This is a genomic window from Cyclobacterium salsum (assembly GCF_010119245.1).
GTDB lineage: Bacteria > Bacteroidota > Bacteroidia > Cytophagales > Cyclobacteriaceae > Cyclobacterium > Cyclobacterium salsum.
Map to the genome: position 1 here is coordinate 105,394 of NZ_WNKG01000015.1, position 11,494 is coordinate 116,887.

The 11,494-nt window shown below is 44.5% G+C and carries 5 protein-coding genes; all 5 read left to right on the forward strand.

The window, feature by feature from the left end:
- Nucleotides 1-1,356, forward strand: a complete 1,356-nt coding sequence (locus GJS45_RS21540; protein WP_162343952.1) for an HlyD family secretion protein — start codon at nucleotides 1-3, stop codon at nucleotides 1,354-1,356.
- Nucleotides 1,353-2,747 (forward strand): TolC family protein, encoded by a 1,395-nt coding sequence (locus tag GJS45_RS21545; protein WP_162343953.1) that lies wholly within the window; start codon nucleotides 1,353-1,355, stop codon nucleotides 2,745-2,747. The genes GJS45_RS21540 and GJS45_RS21545 overlap by 4 nt, the downstream gene beginning before the upstream one ends.
- Nucleotides 2,748-2,749: 2 nt before the next feature.
- Nucleotides 2,750-3,793, forward strand: coding sequence for an App1 family protein (locus GJS45_RS21550; RefSeq protein ID WP_162343954.1), 1,044 nt, complete (start codon nucleotides 2,750-2,752; stop codon nucleotides 3,791-3,793).
- A 468-nt stretch (nucleotides 3,794-4,261) separates the two neighbouring features.
- Nucleotides 4,262-5,398, forward strand: coding sequence for a helix-turn-helix domain-containing protein (locus tag GJS45_RS21555; protein ID WP_162343955.1), 1,137 nt, complete (start codon nucleotides 4,262-4,264; stop codon nucleotides 5,396-5,398).
- Between the two features lie 593 nt (nucleotides 5,399-5,991).
- The coding region (locus GJS45_RS21560) for an MBG domain-containing protein (protein ID WP_317165117.1) at nucleotides 5,992-11,494 on the forward strand (5,503 nt) is incomplete at its 3' end.

Below are 11,494 nucleotides of genomic sequence, written 5' to 3' on the forward strand. Positions count from 1 at the left end.
ATGCTTAATATTTCAAAAAACTCGGTAAAAGGGTATATAAACCCCTTTCTATTTGATAGTTATCGCATGACTATACCCAGTGATCAAAGTAGAAAGCGGGTTAGAATTCTCTTGTACATGTTGTTAGCGGTTTTTGTGTTTTTATTCCTGCCCTGGACGCAGAATTTCCGGTCCCAGGGAATGGTAACAGCACTTAAGCCGGAACATCGACCGCAGACGGTGCATTCAGTCATCCCGGGGCGAATTGAGAAATGGTATGTGCAGGAAGGAGATTTTGTGCAAAAAGGAGATACAATCATGTATTTATCAGAAATAAAGGATCAGTACATGGATCCCGCCCTATTGGAGAGAACTCGTATGCAGGTGAGTGCCAAAGAGCTTTCTGTCCAATCCTATGAAGAGAAGATTAAAGCCCAGGAACAGCAGTTACGGGCGTTGGAAAAAAATAACGTTTTGAGAAAAGAGCAGGCGCAAAATAAACTGCAACAAGCCCGTCTGAGTGTGCAATCTGATAGTATCATGCTGGAGGCGGAAAAGGTAAATCTGACCGTGGCTGAGCGGCAGTATTTACGAATGGAAAAACTCTACGAGGAAGGGCTGAAATCCCTGACCGACCTGGAGACCCGTAGGATTAAGCTGCAGGAATCACAAGCGAAAAAGATCAGTGCGGAAAACAAACTGCTGAGCAGTAGGAATGGAGTAATTTCAGCCACCCTGGAGCTCAATGCCATCGATAATGATTTTAGCGACAAACTGGCGAAAGTGAATTCGGAAAAATTTACCGCTATGTCCAGTCAGTTTGATGCGGAGGCTACCGTCACCAAATTGCAAAACGAACTATCCAATTATACGGTACGATCGGGAATGTATTACGTGCTGGCACCACAATCGGGATATGTGACCAAGGCGATCCAGGTTGGACTCGGGGAAACCATTAAAGAAGGCGCTGAAATAGTCAGTATCATGCCTCAAAATTATTCGCTTGCGGTAGAAATGTACATTGACCCCATTGATTTACCTCTGGTAGATGTGGGCGATAAGATTCGTTTTATTTTTGATGGCTGGCCAGCCATCGTTTTCTCCGGCTGGCCGCAGTTATCTAACGGAACCTTTGGAGGCAGGGTATATGCCATCGATAACTTCACCAGTTCCAATAATCAATACCGGCTATTGATTGTACCGGACCCGGATGAGGAACCATGGCCGGATGCATTGCGTATCGGCTCGGGGGCGGATGGCATCGCCCTCTTGAATGATGTCCCGATTTGGTATGAGATCTGGCGTCAGATGAACGGGTTCCCACCAGATTATTATACGCTTAAAGAAGTTAGAGAAATGAAAAATCAGAAGAAATGAGACTTCTATCGCTATTTTTCAGTTGTTTCTTCGTTGCGGGCTGCGGTATAGGACATGCTCAGGAAGTACTCACCTATAATGACTTCATGGCATGGGTTCAGGATTACCACCCGGTAGCGAGACAAGCAGAACTTACGCTTGATTTGGGAGAACAGGAGCTAAGAATGGCCCGGGGAGGGTTTGATCCTTTTGTTTTTGGAAATCTGGACCAAAAGCAATTTAAAAATACGGAGTATTACAACAAACAGGAGGCAGGTATCTCCGTTCCTACGCTGGCGGGTGTAGAACTGTTAGGATTGGTGGAACGAAATACGGGAACATTCCTAAGTTCAGAAAACCAGGTTCCCGATAATGGGCTTTTTGCTGTAGGAGCAGCAGTTAACCTTGGTAAGGGTTTATTGATTGATCAGCGGAGAGCCAGCTTACAGCAAGCGAAAATTTATGCACAGGCCACCGAAGCGGAACGCATTCAGGTTTTGAATGACTTGTACTTACAGGCCGTCGAAGTCTACTGGAAGTGGGCCGGTGCCCATGCCAACCTGTTGGTAAGAGAGGAAGGGCTGCGACTGGCCTCGATACGGTTTGAGGGGATCAAATCCAGTTTTGAGCAGGGAGACCTGCCTGCCATTGACACGGTGGAAGCCTACACTCAGGTGCTGAGTCGGGAAATACAGCTTCAAAAAGCCCAAAATGACTATTTTAACCGTACCCAGACCTTGAATGTCTATTTGTGGGACATGGACCAAAATCCCTTGGTGATCGATCCGGAAATTGTCCCTCAGCAATTGGAAGGGTATGTTCCGGGACTGATCGATGAGCAGGCATTCCGGGAGTTAATTGCCCGGCACCCTGAGCTGCAGTTGTTGGATTACGATCTGGATCACCTTGAGATCGAGCGCAGGTATAAGGCGGAGCAGCTTAAGCCGGTCGTGAAACTTAAGTACAATTTTCTTACAGAAAATTTTGGAGGGCTTGAAGGAATCGGCTTTATGGAAAATAACTATAAATTCGGTATACAAGTATCCAGTCCCTTGTTTTTACGAAAAGAGAGAGGAGGGCTGGGCCTAACCAAAACCAAGATTGCCATGGTGTCAAACAAAAGAGAACTGAAATCACAACAACTTCGGGCAAAACTGGAACAAGGAATAACGGATTATCAGGTATTAAATCAGCAAATTGCCACCTTCCGAAACAATATCAGTGGATTGGAGCGTCTGGTGGAGGGGGAGCGAGTCAAATTTGAGTTGGGCGAAAGCTCTTTATTCTTGATCAATGCCCGGGAAACAAGCCTGTTTGATGCGCTTTTGGTCAATAATTCCCTTTTTGTGGACAAAAACATTGCCTTCTCCAAGGTCAGGACTTCGGCTGGCCTGGGATTTGAAGGCTTATAGCCATGAAGCATTTGTTTGTTTTCAGGTGGCTAACCTTTCCTTTCCGGTATGCTTTTTCAAAAATCAAAAAAAAGATTGGAAAGCTGGACCGGTTACGACTTGAGGTCTTTCTCGTTATTGGAAATGGATCGCAGGTTTTTCTGAAGGGCAGGGTGATGGAAGCTTACCGTCAAAGTCGTCCTTCGGAAAAGAAGAGTGCCCTGCAGAATATATTAGCGACCATCCGCAGGTATGCCGGTAGCAGTGTGCCAGATGCCAACGTAAAAGTTCAATGGGGGAATTATGGAGTGCAATTGACGGCGGATTCGGAGGGAATATTCGAGTCCTTTTTGCATCGGTCTGATTTAGAGGAACCCCATCCTAAGACCATTCGCTTGTCATTGGTACCCGAAGAAGGGCTTGTTCCTGAAAAACCCTGGGTGGATAGGAAAATCCAGCAGATCGTAAAACCTTCTCCAAGGGCCTTAATTTCAGATATTGATGACACCGTGATCATATCCAAGGCGACCAATCTGGGGGAAAAGCTGTGGCTTTCGGTATCAAAAAACGCGTATACCCGAAGACCCTTTCCCGGTGTGAGCGAATTCTACCAGTTACTTACCCATGATGGGGAATATCCGGTCTTTTATGTTTCCAGCAGCGATTGGAACCTTTTTGATCTCATTAGGGATTTTTTAACCTTCCGAAGCATTCCCCTTGGCCCTATTTTACTTAAAGACAGGCATGTGAACCTACGGAATATCTGGAAATCCGGAGGAGGAAACCACGATCATAAATTGGAAAAGATTCGTTTTCTAATGGAGTTTTTTCCCGAGCAGCAATTCCTGTTGATAGGAGACAGTGGACAGCATGACCCGGAGCTGTATGCAGAGGTTATTCGGGACTTTCCCGGAAGAATCGAGGCGGTCGTTATCCGCAGGGTAAGGAAAGAAGATGTCGCCAGAGAAGAAAAGCTGAACCGTTTACTGCCTCCCAATAAGGTGGCCTGGGTTAAAACCACCCGGGAAGCACTAGATCATGCAAAGGAGTATTTTTCCGTTTCATAAGTTAAAATGCTATTTTTCGGGTTCCAAATGTCGTTATTCATGTATAATTGTTGTTTTAAAGTCTCCGCTTGAATAAATCGGGATTGGGTTTCTAACTAAAAAAAATTAATTTGCGCTATCGGAGATTTGGTTAGATCTAGACTCTGAATAGTAGTTTTTTTTTAATGGAAACGAACCCATGTCCGAAGTATTGATTAATAAGTTGCTTGTTTTTTCCATTGCTGTAGGGACGGCTTTGGTGTTAAAAGGGAAAGGGAGTAGCGTGAATTCAGCAATTCATGAGCTTTCTACGAAGGGACAATTCGCCATATACAGCGGCTCCTGCTTGGGGATATGGTCCAATATACTACACTCAAGGTCTTTTTATCATTCATTGAATTTGGTTCAGGAAGATTTCAGGTAAGTATGGAGGCAAGCTTACTTTTATGTATCAATATTCTGTTTTTGGCCACTGTAAATGCCATTGTTTTGATAGCTATAAGTTACAGAATGGGTACCAAAACCTATCTTTTAGGCTGGTCCTTGCTTTGCTACAGCTTGTTCTTTCTTGTTTATTTTTTATGGTTTCATGCGGGATGGATTTTACGGTTTCCCCATTTTATACGGACCGTAAATCCACTGATGTTTTTGACTGCTCCATTTTTTTATTTTTATATCCGAAATTCCCTTTTTGACAAGACGGGTTTAAACCTTAAGGATACGCTCCACTTTGTTCCTGCACTCCTTCATGTGCTGGATCTTTTGCCCTTTTATTTGCTGAGTTATGAGCGCAAACTGGAACTGGCAAAACTGTTTGTGGAAGATCCCAAAACACTCAATCTATATGCCAATGGTATTATTCCCACCTATATAGTCGATAGTTTCAGGATTTTTTTGATGTCAGCCTATTTGGGATACTCTCTTTGGCTGCTGTATCGGTGTAATCCAAGTTGGATAAACCCATTGCGGGAAAAGACACTCAAACATCCCCTTTCGGTTGTTGCCTTTTTGTTTGTCCTGATCACATTTGGATACTTTTCTTATCACACCTTTTGGATGATTGAGACCCTGGCAGGATTTCAATTGCCTGGTTTGTTAGCTTTTTTTACCTGGGTAACCCTGGCGGCCATTGCCGTTTTGAGCATTTACCTTCACCTAAATCCGGAAAAGTTGCATGATTTGCAGCAAGAAAAGATTTCGGAGAAATTTGTAAACCTGGAAATCCATTCAGGTTCCGGAATGGAAGATAAAGGAGAATTTCAAGTTGAACAGCTGGGAACGATTAAGCGGATAGCGGATTTATTGACCCAAAAACAAGTATTTCTCAGGCAGGATTTGAAAGTGGGGGAATTTGCTGAGATGGCAGGTGTGAATAGCAGAGACCTGAGTATTTTGCTTCAGAAGGTTTATCAGAAAGGCTTCAGGGAACTGGTTAATCACTATAGGATTGAATATGCCATTGATAAATTGAAGGAGGGCTATCTGGACAACCGTACCCTCGACGCTTTAAGCAGGGATAGCGGCTTCAACAGCAGGGTGACTTTTTTTAACGCGTTCAAAAAGGAGATGGGCGTAAGTCCCAGTGAATATTGGTCCCATTTTCAGTCCGGGGAAAACAACTCCTGAAATCGAGCATGTCGGAGGCGACACACGGAGGAATGATTATCCAACATGCGAGATTCCCTGTGACCATTAAGAAACAATTATAAACACATGAAAGCTCAATTTATTTACCCTGGAAGGATGGATGTAAATGAAAATTTTCACCCGCTATGGGATTAAATGAACAGGATTCCTTGCCGGAATTTTACCCATTTTTGATACGAAGATCACCCAATTTTGAGTATTTCACAAAACTTTATCTTTTCCAAAAAATTAACACACAACTTTCCTGAAGTGATATTTGTATTTCCTGTTCTGTAAAATGGACTTTTTTGACTAGGTGTTAAGAAAACTGCTTTTGCCGTACTTTTTCAAAGAATATTTCTCCAAACCCCTCTATCTTTCCGACCTGAATCCTAAGTAATTTTTAAAAATTTTACCAGATAGCAATGAACAGCACTCTTTCCAAAAAGCCAGTTACCAAGCCCAGTCAATAGCTGGATTTTAGCATAAAAATACCTTTCCAATTTCTATTGGTTTTTCCTTTTTCATTCAGGTAGAACACATGATTTTGGACTTTTTATAAAATAGTATCCTTTTTAGTAAACACTATAGCAATGAGAAAATCAATACCCTTTTTAAACCTTCAAAATCTTTTACTTGGTGAAGTCAAACTGCTCAGGATTACAGTTGGAATAATACTGTTGTTGATTTTTGGCGCACCTGCTCTAATGGCTCAGGGAAATACTTCATACGAATTTCCAACCGGAAGCAAGATTACGTTGAATGGAGCTGCAGCGGAATTATCAAACAGGAGCAGTTTTAGTCTGGAATTTTGGGCAAACTTTAGTACGACATCTGGTATTGTAAACCTGGTGGATTTTACCGGCGGAACAGATGCAGGAGGTCTAATTGTTATGGATGGAAAACTAACAGTTGATATTTCCTGTGATTTTGGATGCCTTACCAACAGTGACCCTATCTCAATAACTACAGGGGAGTGGTACCATATCGCTATTGTGTTTCATAATGGGGCATGGGATTTTTATGTAGATGGAGCTGCCAAAGGAACAAATATAGCTGATCAGGGAGGGGTAACATCGGTTCCAAATTATACGGGTTTTGGGGTAACGGATATGGTGTTTGGATTTCAAAATCATAGTGCGGTGAATGATTTTGCAGGAAAAATTGATGACATCCGCTTATGGAGTTCTTCTCGAACCCAAACAGAGATACAAAATAACCGTAGTAAGGAAATCGCAGGAAATGAAGCAGGTCTCATTGGCTACTGGAAACTAAATGAAAGCAGTGGAACGACGGTTTCGGACAGCCAAACCAATGCAACAGCCCTAAATGGGACAAGTAGTAGTATTTTATACGGCAGGGATGGAGCCTTTCAATCAGTTGCTCAACCTACTGTCACCACCTCAGCCGCATCCTCCATCACCGCTACTGGGGCCACCCTCAGCGGCAACGTAACTGATGACGGCGGAGATCCTGTAACCGAACGTGGATTTGTGTATGCCACAAGTGCAAGCCCAACCACCTCCGATACCAAAGTACAGGTTGGAAGTGGTACGGGTTCGTTTTCGGAAGCTATAACCGGCCTTTCCGCAGAAACCACTTACTATATTAGTGCATATGCCATTAATGGAGAGGGTACGAGCTATGGGAATGATGAGAGTTTTACGACGAGTGCACCAGCACTTGCCCCCCTCCAGTCACTGTACTGGCCAAACGAAAATATCGACAAAATAGAAGGGATTTCTTTGACCGGTTCAAGCCGTCAAGATATTGTAGCCATTGCAAGCGCTGGGTCGATTATTGCTATAGACATTGATCAGGTCAATGAAAAAGCCTATTGGTTTGATCAAACTGATTCAAAAATTTATAGATCCAATCTTGACGGAACTAGTATTGAAGCGTTTGTGTCAAATCCTGGTTATGCAACCACTATTTTTGTGGACCATGTGAATGAATACCTGTATTGGCCCAATTATGAGGGTTCTAAGATCGAGAGGATCAAGCTTGACGGAACAGGACGAGAAGATGTCATCAGTGCAACAGATCCAATAGGCATCAGCGTAGATGTGAGTGGTTCGAAAGTTTACTGGTATGATCAGACGAACGCGAGCATATATAGAGGTAACCTGGATGGATCTGGCAGTGAAGAATTCATCTCCAATCCCGGTTATGCTACTACCGTCTACATCGATCAAAAAAATAGTCATTTGTACTGGCCAAATAACGAAAGTTCGAAAATTGAACGGATCAAACTGGATGGAACCGGACGAGAAGATGTTATCAGTGCAACGGATCCAATAGGTATAAGCGTTGATGTGAGTGGTTCGAAAGTCTATTGGTATGATCAGACTAACGGGAGCATATACAGAGGTAACCTGGATGGATCTGGCAGTGAAGAATTTATCTCCGATCCCGGTTATGCTACTACTCTCAGTATTCCCTGGGAGCTGCCAGCCAATACTCTCCCAACAGTGGCCACTTCTTTGGTTAGTTCTATAACAGCCACCGGAGCCACCCTCGGCGGCAACGTAACCGACGATGGTGGTGCAACAGTAACCGAACGAGGTTTTGTTTATTCTTTAACTGCCGATGATCCAACACCTACACTAGCAGAATCATCAGGTTCGGATGTGACTAAAGTGATCGTTTCCGGTACTACAGGAGTCTTTAATGAAACTATTTCCGGTTTATCGGCTTCTAGCCAATACAGCTTTGCTGCTTACGCTATCAATTCCGTTGGTACTAGCTACGGATCGGTCGAGCAGTTCAGTACAGTAAATAATCCGATAAGTGAATATTCCTCTGGCACTAACACTTTACCTGATACTCGGTTCTTTGGTGTTCAGTTTACTACGCCCAATACTGATCCTGCCTACAGTATGACAGGATTCACTTTTCTCGATAACACTGGTTCTACTCCCACAGGTGCCGGTAAAGTATATGTTTTTACCTCATCACCGAGTGGTCTATTGACCCCATCAGACCTTCCAACCTACACAGAGGACCTTCTGGGTATCAGTGATACTTGGAATGGAAGTGTTTACGGTTTCAGTGGTGGATTGAATTTGGATGCCAATACCACTTACTGGGTACTAACAGATACAGATGGGTTTGAAGTAGGAAATGACTTTTCTAATCCCAACAACGCAATTTACGCCACAGGTTCAGGTAATAATTACGTGAATCAGCTTCAAAGGATTAATTATCAGGTGACAGGAATTGCCGTTTCCGCCTCCCCCACAGTCACTACTACAGCCATTTCCACTTTTGATGCTACTACAGCAACCCTTGGTGGCAACGTAACCGATAACGGCGGCGTAACCGTAACCGATCGCGGTATTGTGTACAACACCACAGGTACACCTACTACATCAGACACCAAAGTTCAAATCGGCGATGGTGATGGTATTTTTTCTGACGAAATCACAGGGCTTACGGCTTCCACTACCTATTATGTTCGTGCTTATGCCATTAATGGAGTGGGCACGAGTTATGGCAGTGAGGAGAGTTTTACCACCCTTGCGGCAAACAATCCTCCTACTAATATCAGTTTGCCTATTGGAAGTATTTCCAGGAATAGTAACCTGTATACAAAGCTTACGACAACTGATGCGGATTCAGAAGATACCTTTACCTATACCTTAGTGGCTGGTGACGGAGATGATAACAATGAAATTTACAAAATTGTAACATCTGGTGCAGACTCTTATTTGCGATTTAATGTGAGTAATGAATTGGTTCCTGAAGGAGTTAATAGTATTAGGGTTCAGACCAGTGATGGAACGGATACATTCGAGAAGATTTTCACCTTTAATGTAGCATATGATTTTGTAAACTTTTCGTGGAATTCATCCAATAATTTTGCCAATGCCACTGGAGTAACCTATACATTTAACTACGAAATTGTAACTCCCAACCCTGACAGAATTCTTTATGCCATTAATAACAATGGCTGGGAACTGCCGTTTTTGGGATCAAGTGCTAATGGTTATTATATCACCGAAGTTGAAAAAGAAAATGTAAACGTAAAGGTAAATGGTGTTGACCGGGCTTTCGAAGTGCGGAATTGGAGTACAGGATTAATGGAAGTAAGTTTAACCGATCCAAGCATTTCCTCGGGTGCGCAGGTTCAGGTTATAATTGACAATGTCACCAATAAAAATATTGGATCCCATAGTTGGACTTGGATTAGAACCTCCCATCCATCCGGGCATGCGATTGATGAGGCCTTCCAGCCAGCTTCAATCACGTTGGTTGCTCCTTTATATCCTCCATCAGTGACTACTGATTCTCCCGGTAGCATCACTGCGAACGCCGCTACTTTGGGTGGAAATGTAACCAATGATGGAGGTACTGCCGTTACCGAACGAGGGATTGTCTGGGATACAACCAGTAATCCCCTGACATCAGACAACAAAGTACCGATAGGGTCCGGAGAGGGAGCATTTTCTCAAACTGTAGGTAGTCTGCCTCCCAATACAACCCTTTATGTGAGATCTTTTGCCACGAATAGTGAGGGTACAGCTTATGGATCTGAAATCTCTTTTGAGACACTAAAACACGAGCAATCCCTTACGTTTCCCGAAATTGCTTCTAAAACCTATGGCGATGATTCCTTTACACTTGGCGATGAAGAGACGGATAAAGGATTGATTGTAACGTATACGTCAGCGGATCCCACCATTATAAGCATTACTAATAATCAGGCAGTAGTATTAAAGGCAGGAACAACCACGATCACGGCCACTCAGGAGGGAAATGATACTAACCTGGCGCTCACCCCTGTTGAAAGAGAAATAGTAATTGATAAAGCCGCGTTGACGATCACCGCCGATGATAAGAGCAAGGTTTACGGTGAGGAGAATCCAGCCTTGACTTTCTCGTATACCGGTCTGGTCAATGGGGATACCGAGGTGAGCGAGGAGCCGGGTATCAGCATGATTGCCACAGCAGGATCAAATGTAGGAACTTATCCCATTAACCTGACCGGGGGGTCGGATGCGAACTACGACATCAGCCTGGTAGCGGGCGAACTGGAAATCACTCAGGCCGCTTTGACCATTACGGCCGATGATAAGTCGAAAGTATACGGCGAAGCCAATCCATCCCTGACCTTTACCTATACCGGTCTGGTCAATGGGGATACGGAAGTGAGCGAGGAACCAGCCATCAGCACCACGGCCACAGCAGGATCCAACGTGGGTACCTATCCGGTCACCTTAACCGGTGGTTCGGACGATAACTACGCCATCACACTGGTTGCCGGCGAATTGGAAGTCACGCAAGCCGCTTTGACGATCAACGCAGACGACAAGTCTAAGGTATATGGCGAGGCAAATCCAACCCTGACCTTTACCTACACCGGTTTGGTCAATGGAGATACGGAAGTGAGCGAGGAGCCGGGTATTAGCACGACTGCCACAGCAAGCTCCAATGTAGGGACTTACCCTGTCACCTTAACCGGGGGCTCGGATGCGAACTACGCTATCAGCCTGGTAGCGGGGGAACTGGAAATTACCCAGGCAGCTCTGACCATCACTGCGGATGATAAGTCTAAAGTGTATGGTGAAGCGAACCCAGGATTAACGTTTACCTATACCGGCCTGGTCAATGGGGACACGGAAGTGAGCGAGGAACCAGCCATCAGCACCACGGCCACAGCAGGATCCAATGTAGGTACTTACCCCATTGCCCTGACCGGGGGATTGGATGCGAACTATGACATCAACCTGGTAGCGGGTGAACTGGAAGTAACCCAAGTTGCATTGACGATCACGGCGGATGATAAGTCTAAGGTATACGGCGAAGCGAATCCATCCCTGACCTTTACCTATACCGGTCTGGTCAATGGGGATACCGAGGTGAGCACCGAACCGGCCATCAGCACAACTGCTACAGCAAGCTCCAACGTAGGTACTTACCCAATTGCCCTGACCGGGGGATCGGATGAGAACTATGACATTAGCCTGGTAGCGGGCGAACTGGAAATTACCCAGGCCGCTCTGACAATCAAGGCAGATGATAAATCGAAAGTGTATGGGGAAGCCAATCCATCATTGACCTTCACCTATACCGGTTTGGTCAATGGTGATACGG